This is a genomic window from Micromonospora sp. WMMD1128, from assembly GCF_027497235.1.
Taxonomy (GTDB): Bacteria; Actinomycetota; Actinomycetes; order Mycobacteriales; family Micromonosporaceae; genus Micromonospora.
Genome location: NZ_CP114902.1, coordinates 3,954,382 through 3,975,210, shown reverse-complemented (window position 1 = coordinate 3,975,210; position 20,829 = coordinate 3,954,382). Strand labels below are relative to the sequence as shown.

The 20,829-nt window shown below is 72.5% G+C and carries 20 protein-coding genes; 19 read left to right on the top strand and 1 reads right to left on the bottom strand.

Going from position 1 to position 20,829, the window contains the following annotated elements:
- The first annotated feature begins 16 nt into the window (after positions 1 to 16).
- The 14 genes from O7602_RS17685 to nusB all read left to right on the top strand — a co-directional run bounded on the left by O7602_RS17685 (position 17) and on the right by nusB (position 12,449).
- Positions 17 to 499, top strand: a complete 483-nt coding sequence (locus tag O7602_RS17685; protein ID WP_281583740.1) for a hypothetical protein — start codon at positions 17 to 19, stop codon at positions 497 to 499.
- A 125-nt stretch (positions 500 to 624) separates the two neighbouring features.
- Positions 625 to 1,527 (top strand): hypothetical protein, encoded by a 903-nt coding sequence (locus tag O7602_RS17680; protein WP_348651337.1) that lies wholly within the window; start codon positions 625 to 627, stop codon positions 1,525 to 1,527.
- Between the two features lie 142 nt (positions 1,528 to 1,669).
- Positions 1,670 to 2,131, top strand: a complete 462-nt coding sequence (locus O7602_RS17675; RefSeq protein ID WP_281583738.1) for a DUF948 domain-containing protein — start codon at positions 1,670 to 1,672, stop codon at positions 2,129 to 2,131.
- A 31-nt stretch (positions 2,132 to 2,162) separates the two neighbouring features.
- Entirely contained in the window at positions 2,163 to 2,468 is a 306-nt protein-coding gene (locus O7602_RS17670) for a DUF6167 family protein (RefSeq protein ID WP_091578080.1), read from the top strand.
- Positions 2,465 to 5,146, top strand: coding sequence for an alanine--tRNA ligase (gene alaS / locus O7602_RS17665; protein ID WP_281583737.1), 2,682 nt, complete (start codon positions 2,465 to 2,467; stop codon positions 5,144 to 5,146). Before O7602_RS17670 ends, alaS begins: the two co-directional genes overlap by 4 nt.
- A gap of 71 nt (positions 5,147 to 5,217) precedes the next feature.
- Positions 5,218 to 5,691: a Holliday junction resolvase RuvX gene (ruvX, locus tag O7602_RS17660; protein ID WP_281583736.1), complete on the top strand. Its 474-nt coding sequence runs from the start codon at positions 5,218 to 5,220 to the stop codon at positions 5,689 to 5,691.
- Positions 5,675 to 6,874: an endolytic transglycosylase MltG gene (gene mltG, locus O7602_RS17655; protein WP_281583735.1), complete on the top strand. Its 1,200-nt coding sequence runs from the start codon at positions 5,675 to 5,677 to the stop codon at positions 6,872 to 6,874. Before ruvX ends, mltG begins: the two co-directional genes overlap by 17 nt.
- Positions 6,874 to 7,704 (top strand): shikimate dehydrogenase, encoded by an 831-nt coding sequence (locus O7602_RS17650; RefSeq protein ID WP_281583734.1) that lies wholly within the window; start codon positions 6,874 to 6,876, stop codon positions 7,702 to 7,704. The genes mltG and O7602_RS17650 overlap by 1 nt, the downstream gene beginning before the upstream one ends.
- A 412-nt stretch (positions 7,705 to 8,116) precedes the next feature.
- A complete protein-coding gene (gene aroC, locus O7602_RS17645) occupies positions 8,117 to 9,295 on the top strand; it encodes a chorismate synthase (protein WP_281583733.1) in 1,179 nt (392 codons plus the stop codon).
- Complete coding sequence (locus O7602_RS17640; protein ID WP_281583732.1) at positions 9,292 to 9,801, top strand: shikimate kinase; 510 nt, start codon at positions 9,292 to 9,294, stop codon at positions 9,799 to 9,801. The genes aroC and O7602_RS17640 overlap by 4 nt, the downstream gene beginning before the upstream one ends.
- Positions 9,802 to 9,893: 92 nt before the next feature.
- Positions 9,894 to 10,970: a 3-dehydroquinate synthase gene (gene aroB, locus O7602_RS17635; protein WP_281583731.1), complete on the top strand. Its 1,077-nt coding sequence runs from the start codon at positions 9,894 to 9,896 to the stop codon at positions 10,968 to 10,970.
- Positions 10,967 to 11,413, top strand: coding sequence for a type II 3-dehydroquinate dehydratase (aroQ, locus tag O7602_RS17630; protein WP_281583730.1), 447 nt, complete (start codon positions 10,967 to 10,969; stop codon positions 11,411 to 11,413). The genes aroB and aroQ overlap by 4 nt, the downstream gene beginning before the upstream one ends.
- A 44-nt stretch (positions 11,414 to 11,457) precedes the next feature.
- Positions 11,458 to 12,015 carry an elongation factor P gene (gene efp, locus O7602_RS17625; RefSeq protein WP_107160036.1) on the top strand — a complete coding sequence of 186 codons (558 nt, stop codon included), beginning with the start codon at positions 11,458 to 11,460 and terminating at the stop codon, positions 12,013 to 12,015.
- Positions 12,016 to 12,038: 23 nt separating this feature from the next.
- On the top strand, positions 12,039 to 12,449 hold the full coding sequence (gene nusB, locus O7602_RS17620) for a transcription antitermination factor NusB (RefSeq protein ID WP_281590367.1): 411 nt from the start codon (positions 12,039 to 12,041) through the stop codon (positions 12,447 to 12,449).
- A gap of 66 nt (positions 12,450 to 12,515) precedes the next feature.
- Here nusB and O7602_RS17615 read toward each other — a convergent pair whose 3' ends face one another.
- Entirely contained in the window at positions 12,516 to 13,004 is a 489-nt protein-coding gene (locus O7602_RS17615; RefSeq protein ID WP_013285505.1) for a helix-turn-helix domain-containing protein, read from the bottom strand.
- Between the two features lie 286 nt (positions 13,005 to 13,290).
- Between O7602_RS17615 and pyrR the strand changes: the two genes are divergently transcribed.
- The 5 genes from pyrR to carB are packed head-to-tail and all read left to right on the top strand — an operon-like array spanning position 13,291 to position 20,774.
- The gene (gene pyrR / locus O7602_RS17610) at positions 13,291 to 13,875 is read left to right on the top strand and encodes a bifunctional pyr operon transcriptional regulator/uracil phosphoribosyltransferase PyrR (protein WP_281583729.1); all 585 of its coding nucleotides are present in this window, start codon (positions 13,291 to 13,293) and stop codon (positions 13,873 to 13,875) included.
- Between the two features lie 55 nt (positions 13,876 to 13,930).
- A complete protein-coding gene (locus O7602_RS17605; protein WP_281583728.1) occupies positions 13,931 to 14,857 on the top strand; it encodes an aspartate carbamoyltransferase catalytic subunit in 927 nt (308 codons plus the stop codon).
- A complete protein-coding gene (locus O7602_RS17600; RefSeq protein ID WP_281583727.1) occupies positions 14,854 to 16,185 on the top strand; it encodes a dihydroorotase in 1,332 nt (443 codons plus the stop codon). Before O7602_RS17605 ends, O7602_RS17600 begins: the two co-directional genes overlap by 4 nt.
- A gap of 55 nt (positions 16,186 to 16,240) precedes the next feature.
- Complete coding sequence (gene carA / locus O7602_RS17595) at positions 16,241 to 17,389, top strand: glutamine-hydrolyzing carbamoyl-phosphate synthase small subunit (RefSeq protein WP_281583726.1); 1,149 nt, start codon at positions 16,241 to 16,243, stop codon at positions 17,387 to 17,389.
- The gene (carB, locus tag O7602_RS17590; RefSeq protein ID WP_281583725.1) at positions 17,382 to 20,774 is read left to right on the top strand and encodes a carbamoyl-phosphate synthase large subunit; all 3,393 of its coding nucleotides are present in this window, start codon (positions 17,382 to 17,384) and stop codon (positions 20,772 to 20,774) included. The genes carA and carB overlap by 8 nt, the downstream gene beginning before the upstream one ends.
- Positions 20,775 to 20,829 lie beyond the last annotated feature (55 nt).

The following is a 20,829-nucleotide window of genomic DNA, read 5'->3' as shown; positions in this document are numbered from 1 at the left end:
CCGAGCGGCGCCGACCGTGGTCCGGGCGCCAGGGCCGGTGCCGCCGTGCCACCGGTACGACCCGAGCAGCCCGGCCCGGCCGTGCCGCCGGTCCGAGCCGGCCAGCCCGGCCCCGCCCGAGGCGCGGCCCGCCCAGGCGTCCCGCCGGTCGGCGGTGACCGTGCCGGTGGTGGTCCGGCTCGTGCCGGTGTGCCGCCGGTGGGTGGTGACCGTGCCGGTGGTGGTCCGGCTCGTGCCGGCGTCCCACCGGTGGGCCCGGGTGGGTTCGGGCCGCACGGCGACCCGGAGCGCAGCGGTGCCATGCCTGTCGGTGGGTCGGCCGGCCCCGGTGGCCACGGCCCGGCCGACGACCCGTCGCGCGCCGGCGGTCGCCCGCCCGGCGCCGGACGTGTCGCACATGGTCAGGGCGCGGCCACGGTACGGCCCACCGGTGACGGGCGTGGACCGACGCGGCCCGACGGCGCCGTCCCACCCGCTGCCGCACCCGGGCCGGCGGTAGCGCCGGGGCCGCGTGCGGCTGCCGGGCCGGCGGTAGCGCCGGGGCCGCGTGCGGCTGCCGGGTCGGTGGCAGCGCCGGGACCGGGTGCGGCTGCCGCGCCCGTGGTGGCCCGGGCGGCTGCGGGCGTGGCCCGTCCGGCCGGGCCGGACGAGCGGACGACCGGGCGGGCCGTCCCGCCCACGGCGGAACCGGGCCGGCCCGGTTCCCCGGGAGCGCCGGTTGCCGGAGCGCCGACCAGTGGCGCGCCGGCGGTGGCGCGGGCGGCTGCGGTCGTACCGCCGGGGGAGCCGGCGGGGGCGCGGCCCGGTCCGGGCGACGGACCGGCGCCACGACCGGCCGGCCCGGTAGCGGTCGAGGACGAGCCGGAGGCGGACGGGGCGCGCGGCGCCCGCTCCGAGCTGCGGCGGCAGATGCGGGAGCGGCGTCGACTGCGGATGGGTGTCCTCGCCCTGGTCAGCCTCGTGCTGCTGGGGGCGGTGCCGCTCTACTTCGGGATGCGGACGCTCAGCCACGACCCGGTCTTCGACACCCTCGACGCGCTCGACGTGCCGTCCTGGGCGGCGACGAAGACTGTCGACAACGTCAGCGGTAGCCGCTGGTGCCTCCAGGACTGCCGGCTGCGGGAACGCGCGGTCGAGTCCGAGCAGGGGTGGAAAAAGACCGTCGCCGTCTACGAGCAGGCGCTGGCCAAGGACGGCTGGCGACGCTGGAAGGTTGACCGCTGCCCGGAGGAGAAGGTCGAGGGCAGCTACACCTGCTGGCGTCGGGACGAGCTGACGCTCGACCTGTGGGTCCGCGACCCCGCCTGCACGCCGCCGCCGGTGGACGGGGAGCCGGCGCCGTCCGTGCCCGCCGAGCCCGCAGCGGGGACGTGCGCCGGCTCGTTGGTGTCGGTGAAGGTGCGTAACGCGATCGACGACGAGCGCACCGGGCCGACCCCGACCACCGATCCGTCACTCACCGGTGAGGACCCCTACCCGACGCTCACCGACGACCCCCTCGGTGAGCCGACCCCGTCACCGTCGTGAGCCGACTTCCATCACGGACGGTAGGGTCTGGGGCTGGCGCGCCCGCCCGCGCCCGGTGACCGGGTCGGCGTGGCGCGAAAAGGGTAGGAACGGTCGCGCGTTCCGGGACGTCGTGCCGGAACGCTGGTTGAGGAGGACATGCGTGAGTTTTGGAGAGGTCGCGGCGCTCGTCGCGGCGATCGCGTTCGCAATGCTCGTGTTGATCCTGACGCTGCCGATTCTGCGTCTCCGGCACACCGTCGACGCCGCAACCCGCATGATCAACGACCTGAACGACCGGACCGGGCCGCTGCTCGGTGACGTGAACACCACGGTGAAGAACGTCAACACCGCGCTGGAGCAGGTGCAGACCTCGCTGGACGGGGTGAACCTCCAGCTCGCCAAGGTGGACACCATGACCAGCCACGCGCAGAACGTCACCGCGAACGTGGCGAACCTGGCCACCGTGGTCTCCGCCGCCGCCGCGAACCCGCTGGTGAAGGTGGCCGCGTTCGGGTACGGCGTGCGCAAGGCCGCCTCCGCCCGCCGGCACGCCGAGACCGAGCGTGAGGTGCGCGACACCATCAAGCAGCAGCGTCGGGCCGCCAAGCGCGGCAACCGCTGACCCCGACCGGCGTACGCGGGAGGATGAGAGCATGAGGCGGTTGTTCTGGCTGGGTATCGGCCTGGCCGTGGGCGTCCTGGTGGTGCGCAAGGCCACCCGGACGGCGCAGGCGTACACCCCGGCGGGCATCGCGAGCGGGTTGTCCGAGTCCGCCGGTGGGCTGGTCGAGTCGGTGCGTGCCTTCGTGGACGACGTCCGGGTCGGGATGGCCGAGCGTGAGCAGGAGATCCACGAGGCCTTCGCCCGCGGCGAGGCGTACGACGACGAGTTCGCCGAGCTGCGGGAGGACCCGCGGATCGGTGACCGAGAGATTTTCCCGGAGGAGCACCAGCGATGAAGACGGCGGAGATCAAGCGGCGGTTCCTCGCCCACTTCGAGGCGAACGGGCACGCCGTGGTGCCGTCCGCTCCGCTGCCCGCCATCAGTGACCCGAACCTGCTGTTCATCAACGCGGGCATGGTGCAGTTCGTGCCCTACTTCCTGGGCCAGCAGACGCCGCCGTACCAGCGGGCGACGAGCGTGCAGAAGTGCCTGCGGACGCCGGACATCGACGAGGTCGGCAAGACCAGCCGGCACGGCACGTTCTTCCAGATGAACGGCAACTTCTCCTTCGGTGACTACTTCAAGTCCGGGGCGATTCCGCTGGCCTGGGACCTGGCCACGAAGTCGGTCGAGGCGGGTGGCTTCGGGCTGGACCCGGAGCGGATCTGGGCGACGGTCTACCTGGACGACGACGAGGCGTACGACATCTGGCGTGCCACGGGCGTGCCGGCGGAGCGGATCGTGCGCCGGGGCAAGGCGGACAACTTCTGGTCGATGGGCATCCCCGGCCCGTGCGGGCCGTGTTCGGAGCTGTACTACGACCGGGGCCCGGAGTACGGCCGCGAGGGTGGTCCGGAGGTCGACGAGGACCGCTACCTGGAGTTCTGGAACCTCGTCTTCATGCAGTACGAGCGGGGGCCGGGCACCGGGAAGGAGGACTTCCCGATCCTCGGCGACCTGCCGGCGCAGAACATCGACACCGGCATGGGCCTGGAGCGGATGGCCTCGCTGCTGCAGGGTGTGGACAACCTCTACGAGATCGACGAGGTCAAGCCGATCCTGGACCGGGCGGCCGAGCTGACCGGGAAGCGGTACGGCGCGCACTCCGGGCACGCGGCCAACCAGTCGCACCCGGACGACGTGCGGCTGCGGGTGGTCGCCGACCACGTGCGCACCGCGCTGATGTTGATCGGCGACGGGGTGACCCCGTCGAACGAGGGCCGTGGCTACGTGCTGCGGCGGATCATGCGCCGGGCGATCCGGTCGGTCCGGCTGCTGGGCTACCAGGAACCGGCGCTGCCGGAGCTGCTGCCGGTGGCGCGGGACTGCATGGCCCCGTCGTACCCGGAGCTGGCCGAGGACTTCGGCCGGATCTCGCAGTACGCGTACGCCGAGGAGGACGCGTTCTTGGCCACGCTGCGCGCCGGCACCACGATCCTGGACACCGCGATCGCGGAGACGAAGTCGGCCGGCCGGCCGGCGCTTTCCGGTGACAAGGCGTTCCAGCTGCACGACACGTACGGCTTCCCGATCGACCTGACCCTGGAGATCGCGGCCGAGCAGGGCCTCCAGGTCGACGCGGACGGCTTCCGCCGGTTGATGGCCGACCAGCGCGGCCGGGCCAAGGCCGACGCGCAGGCCCGCAAGACCGGGCACACCGACGTGTCGGCGTACCGGTCGGTGCTCGACGGCGGCGGGCCGGTGGAGTTCACCGGCTACACCGAGCTGAACCGGGAGTCCCGGGTGCGGGCGCTGCTGGCCGGCGGCGCGTCGGTGGCCGCCGCGGCCGAGGGCGACACGGTCGAGCTGGTGCTCGACACCACCCCGTTCTACGCCGAGGGCGGCGGCCAGCAGCCGGACCAGGGCCTGATCACGGTCGGCGGCGGCCAGGTCGAGGTCTTCGACGTGCAGCAGCCGGTGCCCGGCCTGATCGTGCACCGGGCCCGGGTGGTGCGCGGCGAGGTCCGGGCCGGGGAGACCGGGTACGCGGAGATCGACGTGTCCCGTCGCCGGGCGATCTCGCGGTCGCACACCGCGACGCACCTGGTGCACCAGACGATGCGGAACTTCCTCGGCGAGTCGGCGACCCAGGCGGGTTCGCTGAACGCGCCGGGCCGGCTGCGGTTCGACTTCAACACCCCGACCGGGGTGACGCCGAGCGTGCTGCAGGACGTGGAGCAGCAGGTGAACGAGGTGCTCCTGGCCGACCTGGAGGTGCACGCGTTCGTCACCAGCCAGGAGGAGGCCCGCCGGATCGGCGCGATGGCGTTGTTCGGCGAGAAGTACGGCGAGCGGGTCCGGGTGGTCGAGGTCGGTGACTACGCCCGGGAGCTGTGCGGCGGCACCCACGTGGCCCGGTCGGCCCAGCTCGGCCTGGTCAAGATCCTCTCCGAGGCGTCGGTCGGTTCCGGGGTCCGCCGGATCGAGGCGCTCGTCGGCATGGACGCGTTCGGCTTCCTGGCCCGCGAGCACCTGCTTGTCTCCCGGCTGGCCGAGATGTTCCGGGTGCCGGGCGAGCAGGTCGCCGACCGGGTGGAGCAGACCGTCACCCAGTTGCGCGACGCGGAGAAGGAGCTGGAGAAGCTCCGCGCCCAGCTCGTGCTCGGTGGGGCCGGGGCCCTGGCGGCGCAGGCGAAGGACGTGCGGGGGGTCGCGTACGTGGGCACCGAGGCGCCCGAGGGCGCGGCGGCGAACGACGTGCGGACCCTGGCCCAGGAGATCCGGGGCCGGATCGACGCGGCCCGCCCGGCGGTGGTCGCGGTGGCCGCCCGGTCCAACGGCAAGGCGTCCCTGGTGGTGGCCGTCAACCAGGCCGCCCGGGGGCGGGGCCTGAGCGCGAAGGATCTGGTGAAGGCGGCGTTCTCCGGCCGGGGCGGCGGCAGCGACGACCTGGCCCAGGGCGGCGGCCTGCCCGCCACGGAGGCGTCGAACCTGCTGGTGACGGTGGAGAAAGCGGTCGCCGACACCCCATGAGCGCTGCGCTGGATGCCAGGGCGGACCTCCCGGTCCGCCCTGGCCCGTACTCAGGGGAGGTGTGGCGGTAGATGGCTGAGTTCGTGCACGGTGTCCGGTTGGGGGTGGATGTCGGGCAGGTTCGGGTGGGCGTGTCCCGGTCCGACCCGCACGGCATCCTCGCCACCCCGCTCGTCACCCTGGCCCGCGACCTGACCGCCGAGCCGGACGCGGTGCCCGCCGACATGGCCGAGCTGGTCCGGCTGGCCGCCGAGCACGAGGCGGTGGGTATCGTCGTCGGGCTGCCGGTGAACCTCGCCGGGAAACACGGCCCGGCGGCGGCGAACGTCTCCGCCTACGCCACCCGTTTGGCGGATGTGATGGGGCCGATTCCGGTGACGCTGACGGACGAGAGGATGTCTACCGTCCTCGCGAGTCGTAGGCTGGCGGAACGGGGCGTCCGGGGAAAGCGCCAACGAGCGGTGGTCGACCAGGCCGCCGCGGTGGAGATTCTGCAGAGCTGGCTGGACGCACAGCGGAGGCGAACGCATGATCGACGACCTTGACCTGGGGTTCGACGAACAGGAGAGGGGTGAGAAGGGCCGGCACCGGCGCGGCGCGGTGCTCCGCCGGCAGGGCAAGTCCGGCGGCGGCAGGGGCAAGACCCTCCTCGCGCTCGCCCTCGCGCTCGTGCTGCTCGGTGGCATCGGTGGCGGGGCCTACTACGGCTTCGACCGCATCCAGAACTACCTGGTCACCCCCGACTACGACGGTTCCGGCACCGGCGAGGTGACGGTCCAGATCAAGCAGAACGCGCTGATCGCCGACATGGCCGACACGCTTGTGGCCGCCGATGTGGTGAAGAGCACCAAGGCGTTCATCGAGGCCGCCGAGGCGAACTCGCGCAGCAAGAACATCCAGCCGGGCACCTACAAGCTGCGCAAGCAGATGAGCGGTGAGGCGGCGGTCGTGGCCATGCTCGACCTGAAGAACAAGGTCGTCAACGGGCTCACCATCCCGGAGGGGCGCACCGCCAAGAACATCTACAAGCTGCTCTCCGAAAAGACCGACATCCCGGTCAAGGACTTCGAGACCGCCGCGAAGGACCCGGAGGCGCTGGGCGTGCCGGACTGGTGGTTCACGCGCTCCGACGGCAAGAAGGTCAAGCCGTCGGTCGAGGGCTTCCTGTTCCCGGACACCTACGAGATCCCGCCGAAGGCCACCGCCGAGACGGTGCTCAAGCTGATGGTGGACAACTTCCTTTCCGTCACCGGCGACATGAAGTTCGCCGACCGGGTGCAGGCGGAGCGCGGCGGGGTCACCCCGTACGAGGCGCTGATCGTCGCGTCGCTGGCCCAGGCCGAGGCCGGCAACCCCGACGACCTGGGCAAGGTCGCCCGGGTGGCCTACAACCGGGTCTACGGCGAGTTCCCCTGCAACTGCCTGGAGATGGACGTCACGGTCAACTACTACCTGGAGCTGACCGGGCAGAAGACCAAGACGTCCAAGGAGATGACCGCCTCCGAGCTGGACGACCCGAAGAACCCCTACAACCGCAAGCTGCGCGGTCTGGTGCCCACACCGATCAACAACCCGGGCAAGCAGGCGCTGGAGGGGGCGATGGATCCCCCGCCGGGCAAGTGGCTCTTCTTCGTGGCCATTGACAAGGAGGGCCACTCGGCCTTCGCCGAGACCTACGAGCAACAACGGCGCAACGAGCAGAAGGCCAAGGAGGCCGGGATCATCTGATGGCCGCCCCACACCGTGCGGCGGTGGTCGGCCGGCCGATCGCCCACTCACTCTCCCCGGCGATCCACAACGCCGGGTACGCGGCGGCCGGGCTGACCGGCTGGTCGTACACGAAGATCGAGGCCGGCGCGGACGAGCTGCCCGGCCTGGTCGCGGGCCTCGGCCCGGAGTGGGCCGGGCTGTCGGTGACCATGCCGGGCAAGGAGGCGGCGCTCGCGCTTGCCGACGAGGTCTCGCCGGTCGCCGCCGCCGTCGGCGCCGCCAACACGCTGGTACGCCGATCCGACGGCGCCTGGTACGCGGACAACACCGACATCACCGGCATGGTCGAGGTGCTCACCGGCGCCGGCTGCGTGGCCGGGGCGGTGGTCACCGTGCTCGGGGCCGGTGGCACCGCGCGGGCGGCGATCGCGGCGGCGGCCCGGATCGGCGCGGCCGAGGTGACGGTGGTGGCCCGCCGACCCGAGGCGGTCGAGGAGCTGCGTCCGGTGGCGGTGGCCGCCGGCGTGCCGCTGGCCGGCGCGGAGTGGGACGGCGCGCCCGCGCACGCCCGGGCCGACCTGGTGATCTCCACGGTGCCGAAGGGCGTCGCCGACCCGCTCGCCGACAACTTCGACTGGCGGCCGGAGACGGTGCTCTTCGACGCGCTCTACGACCCGTGGCCCACCCCGCTGGCGGCCGGCGCGCTGGCCGCCGGGTGCCGGGTGATCTCTGGACTGGATCTGCTGCTGGCCCAGGCGGTCGGGCAGTTCGAGCAGTTCACCGGCGTTCCCGCACCGCGCGAGGCGATGCGCGCCGCGCTTGAGGGTAGGGGCGGAGCCCTCGCCTGACCAGGACCAGCGGGCGGCGGTGCCGTGGCGTGCCCTTGCCGCGCCACTGGGTCCTGCGACGCCACGCCAGTCAGGTCCCAGGTCAGCGCGGCCGATGGTGCTGGTCCTGCTAGGCATGCCTCGGGTTGCCTACAAACTTGATGGCGTAGGTGACTCACTCAGCGCGTGTGGTGGCCGCCCCGAAGGAGTGAGTCATCCATGTCATCAAGTTTGTAGGCGCCGCTGGCCTATCCCGCCCAGACCGGGGGTTCCAGCCCCGGGCCGCGCCCGCTCCATCCCGGCCTCGTCCATTCGCCCCACCGCCCGGAGCCGCCCGGCCGCCCGGAGCCGCTGCGCGGACTGGTGCGTCCGCAGGGCGGGACACCGGCGGCAGCGTGCCGGGCCGGGTCGGAGGCGTGACAGACTGTCCGCTGTGTTGCGCTGGCTGACTGCAGGTGAATCGCACGGACCCGCCCTCGTCGCGATGCTGGAGGGCGTACCCGCCGGCGTCGAGGTGACAAGCGCCGACATCGGCGGCGAGCTGGCCCGCCGCCGGCTCGGCTACGGGCGGGGCGCCCGGATGGCGTTCGAGCAGGACGAGATCGAGATCATCGGCGGGCTGCGGCACGGGGTGACGCTCGGCAGCCCGGTGGCGATCCGGGTGGGCAACTCCGAGTGGCCGAAGTGGCGCACCGTGATGGCCGCCGACCCGGTCGACGCGGACGAACTGGCCCGTCAGGCGCGCAACGCCCCGCTGACCCGCCCCCGCCCGGGCCACGCCGACCTGGCCGGCATGCAGAAGTACGGGCACACCGACGCCCGGCCGATCCTGGAGCGGGCCAGTGCCCGGGAGACCGCCGCCCGGGTCGCCGTGGGCACGGTCGCCAAGGCGCTGGTCAAGCAGGCGCTCGGCGTCGAGATCGTCTCCCACGTGGTGGAGCTGGGGCCGGTGGCGGTGAAGCCGGGCCTGCGGCCCACCCCGGAGGACGCCGCCCGCATCGACGCCGACCCGCTGCGCTGCCTCGACGCCGAGGCGAGCGCGCGGATGGTCGCCGAGGTCGACGCCGCGAAGAAGGACGCCGACACGCTCGGCGGAGTGGTCGAGGTGCTCGCGTACGGCGTGCCGCCGGGCCTGGGCAGCCACGTGCAGTGGGACCGCAAGCTCGACGCCCGCCTCGCGACCGCGGTGATGTCGATCCAGGCGATCAAGGGCGTCGAGATCGGTGACGGCTGGCAGCAGGCGCGCTCCCGCGGCTCCGAGGCGCACGACGAGATCATCCCCACCGCCACCGGCGTCCGCCGGGTCACCGACCGGGCCGGCGGCCTGGAGGGCGGCATCACCACCGGCGAGCCGCTGCGGGTCAAGGCGGCGATGAAGCCGATCTCGTCGCTGAACCGTGCCCTCGCGACGATCGACGTGACCACCGGGGAGCCGACCACCGCGATCAACCAACGCTCCGACGTGTGCGCGGTGCCGGCCGCGGCCGTGGTCGCCGAGGCGATGGTCGCGCTGGTGCTGGCCGAGGCGGCGGTGGAGAAGTTCGGCGGCGACTCGATCGCCGAGATGCGCCGCAACCTGTCCGGTTACCTCGACAGCCTGGTGATCAAGTGAGCACCCGCCCGGTGGTCGTGCTGGTCGGGGCGCCCGGCTCGGGCAAGACCACGGTGGGGGCGGCGCTCGCCGAGGCGCTCGGCGTCGACTTCCGGGACACCGACACCGACATCGAGCGCCTCGCCGGCAAGCCCATCCCGGAGATCTTCGTCGACGAGGGCGAGGACCATTTCCGTACGCTGGAACGGGCCGCGGTGGCGGCGGCGCTGACCTCGCACGGCGGGGTGCTGGCGCTCGGCGGCGGCGCGGTGCTGGCCGAGGAGAACCGGGCCGCGCTGATCGGCCACACCGTGGTGCACCTGTCGGTGGAGCTGCCCGACGCGATCCGGCGGGTCGGGTTGGGCGCCGGCCGGCCGTTGCTGGCGTTGAACCCGCGCGCCACCCTCAAACACCTGCTGGACCAGCGTCGCCCGCTCTACGCCGAGGTGGCGACCGCGACCGTGGTCACCGACGGCCGCGACCCGGAGGAGTTGGCCGCCGAGATCGCCGCGCTGCTCAAGCCCTGACGGCGGTGGAACGCGCCGAGCACCACCAGCCGCGCCGATCACGGAGTGGACAGTCGCCGCATGCGGCCGGGCGCTGCACTAGGCTGCCGGCGATGGACGAGGTGACCCGGATCCCGGTCGGCGGCGACCGGCCGTACGACGTGCTTGTCGGACGTGACCTGCTCGACCCGCCGCACGCGCTGCTGCCCGGCGCCGAGCGGGTGGCCTACCTGCACGCGGCGCCGCTCAAGGCCCTCACCGAGCGGCTCGCCGAGCGAGCCCGCGCCGACGGTGTGACGCCGCTGCTGGTGGAGGTGCCGGACGCGGAGGCGGGCAAGCACGTCGACGTGGCCGCCGCCGCCTGGGACCGCCTGGGCGCGGCGGGCTTCACCCGTACCGACGCGGTCGTGGGGGTGGGCGGCGGCGCGGTCACCGACCTGGCCGGTTTCGTCGCGGCCACCTGGCTGCGCGGGGTGCGGTGGGTGCCGGTGGCGACCTCGCTGCTCGGCATGGTGGACGCCGCAGTCGGCGGCAAGACCGGCATCAACACGACCGCCGGCAAGAACCTGGTCGGCGCGTTCCATCCGCCGGCCGGCGTGCTCTGCGACCTGGCGACGCTCGACGGCCTGCCTCCGGCCGAGCTGGCCGCCGGGATGGCCGAGGTGGTCAAGTGCGGCTTCATCGCCGACCCGGTGATCCTCGACCTGGTCGAGCGGGACCCGGCCGCCGCGCTGGACCCGACCGGCCCGGTGGTCCGCGAGCTGGTGGAGCGGGCGGTCCGGGTGAAGGCGGACGTGGTCGGCGGGGACCTGCGCGAGTCCGGGGTACGCGAGGTGCTCAACTACGGGCACACGCTCGCCCACGCGATCGAGAAGGTGGAGGGCTACCGCTGGCGGCACGGCCACGCGGTCGCGGTCGGGCTGGTGTACGCCGCGACCCTGGCCCGGCTGGCCGGGCGGCTCGACGCCGACGACGCCCGGCAGCACCGGCGTGTGCTGGCCGCGCTCGACCTGCCCACCGGCTACCGGGCGGACGCCTGGCCGGAGCTGCTCGCCGCGATGCGGGTGGACAAGAAGGCGCGGGGGAGTCGGCTGCGGTTCGTGGTGCTCGACGGCCTCGCCCGCCCGGCGATGCTGGAGGGCCCGCCGGACGAGCTGCTGGCCGAGGCGTACCGGGAGATCAGCTCGTGAGGGTGTACGTGTTCAACGGGCCGAACCTGGGCCGGCTCGGCACCCGCCAGGTCGACGTCTACGGGGTGACCAGCTACGCCGACCTGGCGGCCATGTGCGAGCGGACCGGGCGTGAGCTGGGGCTGGACGTGGTGGTCCGGCAGACCGACGCCGAGCACGAGTTGCTGGGCTGGCTGCACGCGGCGGCGGACGAGGAGGCGGCGGTGGTGCTCAACCCGGCCGCCTGGTCGCACTACTCGATCGCGGTCCGGGACGCCTGCGCCCTGCTCCGCGGCCCGCTCGTCGAGGTGCACATCTCCAACATCCACGCCCGGGAGGAGTTCCGGCACCACTCGGTGGTCTCGGCGGTGGCCACCGGGGTGATCTGCGGGCTCGGGGTGGACGGCTACCGGCTGGCGCTGCACCATCTGGCGCAGCGTGCGAGTCCGATTCGACACAGCTAGTAGACTTGGCAGGTCTGTCCGCCAATTGATGATCAAGGCAGGAAATGGCCTCCACCAACGACCTGAAGAACGGCCTGGTACTCAACCTGGACGGCGAGCTGTGGGCCGTCGTCGAGTTCCAGCACGTCAAGCCCGGTAAGGGTGGTGCCTTCGTGCGCACCACGCTGAAGAACGTGCTGTCCGGCAAGGTGGTCGACAAGACCTTCAACGCGGGCACCAAGGTCGAGACCGCGACCGTGGACAAGCGCACCATGCAATACCTGTACGCCGACGGCGAGGACTACGTCTTCATGGATCTGGAGACGTTCGACCAGATCACCGTGATGGGTGGCACCGTCGGCGAGGCCGCCAACTACCTCCTCCCGGAGGCCGAGGCGACCGTCGCCACGCACGAGGGCGTGCCGCTCTACATCGAGCTGCCGACCTCGGTGGTGCTCGAGGTCACCTACACCGAGCCGGGGTTGCAGGGTGACCGGTCCACCGGCGGCAACAAGCCGGCCACCGTCGAGACCGGCGCCACCGTGCAGGTGCCGCTGTTCATCACCACCGGCGAGAAGATCAAGGTCGACACCCGCGACGGCCGTTACCTCGGCCGAGCCTGATGGCCGAGGGTCCGAAGCAGCAGATGCCGGCGCGTCGCAAGGCGCGTAAGCGGGCGCTTGACGTGCTCTTCGAGGCCGACCTGCGGGACCGCCCCCCGGTCGAGGTGCTCGCCGGCTATCTGGAGCGGATCGAGCAGCCCCGCCCCGACCACGTCGGCTACGCGGTCGGGCTGGTCGAGGGCGTCGCGGCGCACCTCGACCGGATCGACGAGACGATCGCCAGCTACGCCGAGGGGTGGACGCTGGACCGGATGCCGGTGGTCGACCGCAACCTGGCCCGGATCGCCGTGTACGAGTTGCTCTACGTCGACGAGATCGACGACGCGGTGGCGATCAGCGAGGCCGTCGAGCTGGCCCGGCAGATGTCGACCGACGACTCGCCCCGCTTCCTCAACGGCATCCTCGGCCGGATCGCCGAGTACGCCACCCGCTGAGCCGTGGGCAGGAACGACGAAGGGCCCGTGCCGGACGGCACGGGCCCTTCGTGACAGCGGGCGTCGTCAGGAGGCGAAGAACGCGCGCGGGTCGGCGACCAGCACACCGTGCTCGGTGAGCCGCTCGATCAGGCCCGACGGTGAGGCGTCGTACACGATGGCGAGGGCACGCAGGTCGTCGGCGCGGATGGAGAGCACCCGGCCGTTGTAGTCACCGCGCTGCTGCTGGATGGCGCGGGCGTACCGGGCGACGTACGCGAGGTCCTCGGAGGCCTCGTCGTAGAGCCGCTCCAGGTCCAGCACGATCTTGCTGGTGGGCTCGTGCCGCACCCCGCTGCCGTCGGGCAGCAGCTCGGAGACGGGAACGCGGTAGAAGTCGGCCAGTTCCGCCAGGCGGGACACGGTGACGGCGCGGTCGCCGCGCTCGTACGAGCCGACCACGACGGCCTTCCACCGCCCGTTCGACTTCTCCTCCACCCCCTGCAGGGACAGGCCCTGCTGCTGGCGGATGGAGCGCAGGCGGGCGCCCAGCGACTTGGCGTATTCAGAGGGCATTCGGACACTCCCAGTGCTGCTCGGGGTTCTCCCAGCTATCGCTACGGAGCGTGACGGTACGGGGATTGCGACACGTGGTCAAGTGTTACGGTCCACGACGTCTGGGCACCGGTCTGGCTTGTCCACATTTCTCCGGGCTGACCGGCAGGTCAGGACCGGCGACGGTGGGTCGGATGACCGCTGGTAACGTGGCGTGAAGCCCCGGTCCGGGCCCGTCGAGGGTCCGCCGGGAGTTGATCGACGTCCTTTAACGACCCGTCCCGTGAGGCGGGGAAGGAGGTCCGCCGTGGCCTACCCACCGGCTGCCCATCCGTCGCCGCCGCGACAACCCTCGGTAAAGGTGATCCTCGCCGCACCCGACGTCTCGCGGGTGGTCGACCGCATCGCCCACCAGATCCTGGAGAAGACCCAGGGCGCCGCCGACACCGTGCTGCTCGGCATCCCCACCCGGGGCGTGCCGCTGGCCCGCCGCCTCGCGGCCCGGATCAGCACCTTCGAGGACGTGACCGTCCCGGTGGGCGTGCTCGACATCACGCTCTACCGCGACGACCTGCGCCGGCACGCCACCCGCGCGGTCGGCCCGACCGACCTGCCGCCGGGCGGGATCGACGGCCGCCGGGTCGTGCTCGTCGACGACGTGCTCTTCTCCGGCCGCACCGTGCGGGCCGCGCTCGACGCGCTCAGCGACGTCGGCCGCCCGGCCTCCGTGCAGCTCGCCGTCCTGGTCGACCGCGGCCACCGCCAACTGCCGATCCGCGCCGACTACGTGGGCAAGAACATCCCCACCGCGCTGGCCGAGAACGTCAAGGTCACCCTCGCCGAGACCGACGGCGCCGACGAGGTCAAGTTGTACGGAGGCGACCTCCGGTGAGCGCGAGGAGTGCAGCGAAGCGGAGCCCCGCAGTCGCGAACGAAAGGTGGGCTCGATGATCCGGCACCTGCTCTCCGGCGCGGACCTGGACGCCGACACCGCCACGCTGGTGCTTGACACCGCCGCCGAGATGGCCACCGTGGCCGGCCGTGAGGTCAAGAAACTGCCGGCGCTGCGCGGACGCACCGTGGTCAACCTCTTCTACGAGGACTCCACCCGGACCCGGATCTCGTTCGAGGCGGCCGCCAAGCGACTCAGCGCCGACGTGATCAACTTTTCGGCCAAGGGCTCCAGCGTGGCCAAGGGGGAGAGCCTGAAGGACACCGCGCTCACCCTCCAGGCGATGGGCGCGGACGCGGTGGTCGTCCGGCACCCCGCCTCCGGCGCGCCGCACCGGCTGGCCGACTGGGTGGACGGGTCGGTCGTCAACGCCGGCGACGGCACCCACGAGCATCCCACCCAGGCGCTGCTCGACGCGTACACCATGCGCTCCCGCCTGGGCCGGCTCGCCGGCCTGCACGTGGCGATCGTCGGCGACGTGCTGCACTCCCGGGTGGCCCGCTCCAACGTGCTGCTGCTCAGCACGCTCGGCGCGAAGGTCACGCTCGTCGGCCCGCCGACGCTCATCCCGGTCGACATCGCGCCCGCGCTCGCCCCCGGCATCGACGTCTCCTACGACCTCGACACCGTTGCACCGAACGTGGACGTGGTGATGATGTTGCGGGTGCAGCGGGAGCGGATGAGCGACTCCTACTTCCCGTCGGCCCGGGAGTACGCCCGCCGGTACGGGCTGGACGGGCCGCGCATGCGCCGGCTGCCCGAGCACGCGATCGTCATGCACCCAGGCCCGATGAACCGGGGCATGGAGATCACGCCCGAGGTGGCCGACTCGCCCCGCTCCACCATCGTCGAACAGGTCGCCAACGGGGTCTCCGTGCGGATGGCCGTCCTCTACCTGCTGCTCGGAGGGAACAACCGGTGACCGCGTACCTCATCAGGAACGTCCGTGTGCTCGACGGCGAGCCGACCGACCTGCTCATCCGCGACGGCGTGGTGGCCGAGGTCGGCGCCGGCCTGACCGCGGACGACGCCACGGCTGTCGACGCGACCGGCCTGGTCGCGCTGCCCGGCCTGGTCGACCTGCACACCCACCTGCGCGAGCCGGGCCGGGAGGACGCCGAGACGGTCGAGTCCGGCTCCCGGGCGGCGGCGCTCGGTGGCTACACCGCGGTCTGCGCGATGGCCAACACCTCGCCGGTCGCCGACACCGCCGGCGTGGTCGAGCAGGTGTGGCGGCTCGGCCGGGAGGCCGGCCTGGTCGACGTGCAGCCGATCGGCGCGGTCACCGTCGGGCTGGCCGGCGAGCGCCTGGCCGAGCTGGGCGCGATGGCCGACTCGGCGGCCCGGGTGCGGATCTTCTCCGACGACGGGCACTGCGTCGCCGACCCGCGGCTGATGCGCCGGGCGTTGGAGTACGTCAAGGCATTCGACGGGGTGATCGCCCAGCACGCCGAGGAGCCCCGGCTCACCGAGGGCGCGCAGATGCACGAGGGTGAGGTGTCCACCCGGCTCGGGCTGACCGGCTGGCCGGCGGTCGCCGAGGAGGCGATCATCGCCCGGGACGTGCTGCTGGCCGAACACGTGGGCAGCCGGCTGCACGTCTGCCACGTCTCCACCGCCGGCAGCGTCGAGGTGCTGCGGCAGGCCAAGTCGCGCGGGGTGCGGGTGACCGCCGAGGTGACGCCGCACCACCTGCTGCTCACCGACGAGGCGGTGAGCGGGAGGAGTGGGCTTGCGAGCCCCGCACTCGCGAACAACTGGAGCCCAGCGAGCAGCTACGACCCGGTCTTCAAGGTCAACCCGCCGCTGCGTACCGCCACGGACGTCGCCGCGCTGCGGGCCGCGCTGGCCGAGGGCGTGATCGACGTCATCGCCACCGACCACGCGCCGCACGCGGTGGAGGACAAGGAGTGCGAGTGGGCGTACGCCCGGCCCGGCATGCTGGGCCTGGAGACCGCGCTCTCGATCGCGCTCGACGTGCTCGGCCCGCGGTGGGACCTGATCGCCGAGCGGATGTCGCGGGTCCCGGCCCGGATCGCCGGGCTGGCCGGGCACGGGCTCGACCCGGCGCCCGGCGTGCCGGCCAACCTGACCCTGGTCGACCCGGCCGCCCGGCGCGTGATCGAGCCGGCCGAGCTGGCCAGCCGCAGTCGCAACACCCCGTACGCCCGCATGACGCTGCCGGGTCGCATCGTGGCGACCTTCCTGCGCGGCGAGCCGACGGTTCTGGACGGAAAGGCTGTCAAGTGAGCGCGAGGAACGCAGCGCAGCGGAGTCCCGCAGTCGCGAACGGAAGGCGGGCGCAGTGAGCAGTAGGCGGAGAAACGCGATCCTCGTCCTGGAGGACGGGCGCACGTTCCACGGCGAGGCGTACGGCAGCGTCGGGGAGACCTTCGGCGAGGCGGTCTTCAACACCGGAATGACCGGCTACCAGGAGACGCTCACCGACCCCTCCTACCACCGCCAGGTGGTGGTGCAGACCGCGCCGCACATCGGCAACACCGGCGTGAACGGCTCCGACGACGAGTCCGGCCGGATCTGGGTGGCCGGCTACGTGGTGCGCGACCCGGCCCGGATCAGCTCCAACTGGCGGGCCACCGGCGGCCTGGAGGACCGGCTCGCCGCCGAGGGCGTGGTCGGCATCAGCGGCGTGGACACCCGGGCGCTGACCCGGCACCTGCGCGAGCGCGGCGCGATGCGGGTCGGCGTCTCCAGTGTCGACGACGACCCGGACGCCCTGCTGGAGCGGGTCCGCCGCGCGCCGTCGATGGTCGGCGCGGACCTGTCCGCCGAGGTGACCACCGCGAAGCCGTACGTGGTCGAGGCCGAGGGCGAGCACCGGTTCACGGTGGCCGCGCTGGACCTGGGCATCAAGCGCAACGTGCCGCGCCGGCTCGCCGCGCGCGGCGTCACCACCCACGTGCTGCCCGCCGGCTCGACCATCGACGACCTGCTCGCCACCGGCGCGGACGCGGTGTTCCTCTCGCCCGGTCCGGGCGACCCGGCGACCGCCGACGGCCCGGTGGCCCTCGCGCGGGAGGTGCTCACCCGCCGGATCCCGCTGTTCGGCATCTGCTTCGGCAGCCAGATCCTCGGCCGGGCGCTCGGCTTCGGCACCTACAAGCTCGGGTACGGCCACCGCGGCATCAACCAGCCGGTGCTCGACCGGGCCACCGGCAAGGTGGAGGTGACGAGCCACAACCACGGCTTCGCGGTGCGGGTGCCGGGCGCCGGAGACGGAGCGGTGGTGCCCGACCAGGTGGTCGACACCGACTTCGGCGGCGTCCGGGTCTCCCATGTGTGCCTCAATGACAACGTGGTCGAGGGGCTGCGGGCCGAGGACGTGCCCGCCTTCACCGTCCAGTACCACCCGGAGGCGGCGGCCGGCCCGCACGACGCGGACTACCTGTTCGACCGCTTCGCGGAGCTCATCGAAGGCGGAAAGAATGCCTAAGCGGACCGACCTGAAGCACGTCCTGGTGATCGGCTCGGGGCCGATCGTGATCGGACAGGCCTGCGAGTTCGACTACTCGGGCACCCAGGCGTGTCGGGTGCTGCGCAGCGAGGGGATCCGGGTCAGCCTGGTCAACTCCAACCCGGCGACGATCATGACGGATCCGGAGTTCGCCGACGCCACGTACGTCGAGCCGATCACCCCCGAATTCGTCGAGCTGGTCATCGCCAGGGAACGCCCGGACGCGCTGCTGCCCACCCTGGGCGGGCAGACCGCGTTGAACACCGCGGTCGCGCTGCACTCCGCGGGCGTGCTGGAGAAGTACGGCGTCGAGCTGATCGGCGCGAACATCGAGGCGATCAACCGGGGCGAGGACCGGCAGCTGTTCAAGGAGATCGTGGCCAAGGCCGGCGTACGCCTCGGCGTCGAGGACCCGGCCGCGCTGACCCCGCGCTCGCGGGTCTGCCACTCCATGGACGAGGTGCGTGAGACGGTCGCCGAGCTGGGTCTGCCGGTGGTCATCCGGCCGTCGTTCACCATGGGCGGCCTCGGTTCCGGGATGGCGCACACCGACGCGGACCTCGACCGGATCGCCGGCACGGGACTGGCCGCCAGCCCGGTGCACGAGGTGCTGATCGAGGAGAGCGTGCTCGGCTGGAAGGAGTACGAGCTGGAGCTGATGCGCGACCGGCACGACAACGTGGTGGTGGTCTGCTCGATCGAGAACGTCGACCCGATGGGCGTGCACACCGGCGACAGCGTCACGGTCGCCCCGGCCATGACGCTCACCGACCGGGAGTACCAGCGGCTGCGTGACCTCGGCATCGCGGTGCTGCGCGAGGTCGGGGTGGACACCGGCGGCTGCAACATCCAGTTCGCGGTCAATCCGGCCGACGGCCGGATCGTGGTGATCGAGATGAACCCGCGGGTGTCGCGTTCCTCGGCGCTGGCGTCGAAGGCCACCGGCTTCCCGATCGCCAAGATCGCCGCGAAGCTCGCGGTCGGCTACACGCTTGACGAGATCCCCAACGACATCACGCTCAGGACGCCCGCCGCGTTCGAGCCGACGCTCGACTACGTGGTGGTGAAGATCCCCCGGTTCGCGTTCGAGAAGTTCCCCGGCGCCGATCCGGAGCTGACCACCACGATGAAGTCGGTGGGGGAGGCGATGAGCCTGGGCCGCAACTTCTCCGAGGCGCTGAACAAGGCGATGCGCTCGATGGAAACCAAGGCGTCGGGCTTCTGGACCACCCCCGACCCGGCGGGGGCGACCCGGGAGAACACGCTCGCCGCGCTGCGGGTGCCGCACGACGGCCGGCTCTACACCGTCGAGCGGGCGCTGCGCCTGGGCGCGTCGATCGCCGAGGTGGCCGAGGCGTCCGGTGGCATGGACCCGTGGTTCCTGGACCAGATCGCCGCGCTGGTCGAGCTGCGGGCCGAGATCGCCGGCGCCCCGGTGCTCGACGCCGCGCTGCTGCGGCGGGCCAAGCGGGCCGGCCTGTCCGATCGGCAGCTCGCCGCGCTGCGACCCGAGCTGGCCGCCGAGGACGGCGTCCGTACGCTGCGGCACCGGTTGGGGATCCGGCCGGTCTACAAGACGGTGGACACCTGCGCGGCCGAGTTCGAGGCGACCACGCCCTACCACTACTCGACGTACGACGCCGAGACCGAGGTGGCGCCCTCGGCCCGGCCGAAGGTGCTCATCCTCGGCTCCGGGCCGAACCGGATCGGACAGGGCATCGAGTTCGACTACTCGTGCGTGCACGCGGTCCAGGCGCTGCGAAGCGCGCCGATCGGCACCGCCGCCGGGTCCGGTTCCGGCGCCGAAGGCGTCGGTTACGAGACGGTGATGGTCAACTGCAACCCGGAGACCGTCTCCACCGACTACGACACCGCCGACCGGCTCTACTTCGAGCCGCTGACGTTCGAGGACGTGCTGGAGGTCTGGCACGCCGAGGACTCGTCCGGAAAGGCGGCCGGTGGTCCCGGCGTGGTCGGGGTGGTGGTGCAGCTCGGCGGTCAGACCCCGCTCGGCCTGGCCCAGCGGCTCAAGGACGCGGGCGTGCCGGTCGTCGGCACCTCGCCGGAGTCGATCCACCTGGCCGAGGAGCGGGGCGCGTTCGGCGCGGTGCTGGCCCGGGCCGGGCTGCGCGCGCCCGCGCACGGCATGGCCACCTCGTACGACGAGGCGAAGGCGATCGCCGACGAGATCGGATATCCGGTGCTGGTCCGGCCCTCGTACGTGCTCGGCGGTCGGGGCATGGAGATCGTCTACGACGATCCCACGTTGCGCGACTACATCGGCCGGGCCACCGACATCTCGCCCGACCACCCGGTGCTCGTGGACCGCTTCCTCGACGACGCCATCGAGATCGACGTGGACGCGCTCGTCGACGCGGACGGCGACGTCTACCTGGGCGGCGTGATGGAGCACATCGAGGAGGCCGGCATCCACTCCGGCGACTCGTCCTGCGCGCTGCCGCCGATCACGCTGGCCGGCTCGCACCTGGCCGAGGTGCGCCGCTACACCGAGGCGATCGCCCGCGGCGTCGGGGTACGCGGCCTGCTCAACGTCCAGTACGCGCTCCAGGGCGACCTGCTCTATGTGTTGGAGGCCAACCCGCGCGCATCCCGCACCGTGCCGTTCGTCTCGAAGGCGACGGCGGTGCCGTTGGCCAAGGCGGCGGCCCGGATCGCGCTCGGCGCCACCATCGCCGACTTGCGCGCCGAGGGGATGCTGCCGCCGACCGGGGACGGCGGCAGCATGCCGCCGGACGCGCCGATCGCGGTCAAGGAGGCGGTGCTGCCGTTCAAGCGGTTCCGGACCCCGTCGGGCAAGGGCATCGACGTGCTGCTCGGCCCGGAGATGCGTTCCACCGGCGAGGTGATGGGCATTGACACCGGCTTCGGTCAGGCGTTCGCCAAGTCGCAGGCCGCCGCGTACGGGTCGCTGCCCACCACCGGGAAGATCTTCGTGTCGGTGGCGAACCGGGACAAGCGCGGCATGATCTTCCCGATCAAGCGCCTGGCCGATCTGGGTTTCGAGATCGTCGCCACCACCGGCACGGCCGAGGTGCTGCGCCGGCACGGTATCGCCTGCGAGCAGATCCGCAAGCACTACGAGGCGGGTGCGGGCGCGGACGCGGTCTCGCTGATCCTCGGCGGCGACGTGGCGCTCGTGGTGAACACACCGCAGGGTTCCGGGGCGAGTGCCCGCTCGGACGGCTACGAGATCCGCAGCGCCGCCGTCATGGCGGACATCCCCTGCGTCACCACGGTCCCCGGCGCCGCGGCGGCGGTGATGGGCATCGAGGCGCGCATCAACGGCGACCTCCGGGTCCGCCCCCTCCAGGACCTGCACGCCGCCCTTCGGGCCAACGAGTGACCACCCGCACGTCCGCGTCGAAGTGCCCGGCGATCATGAAGTTGGCGGCGATGTG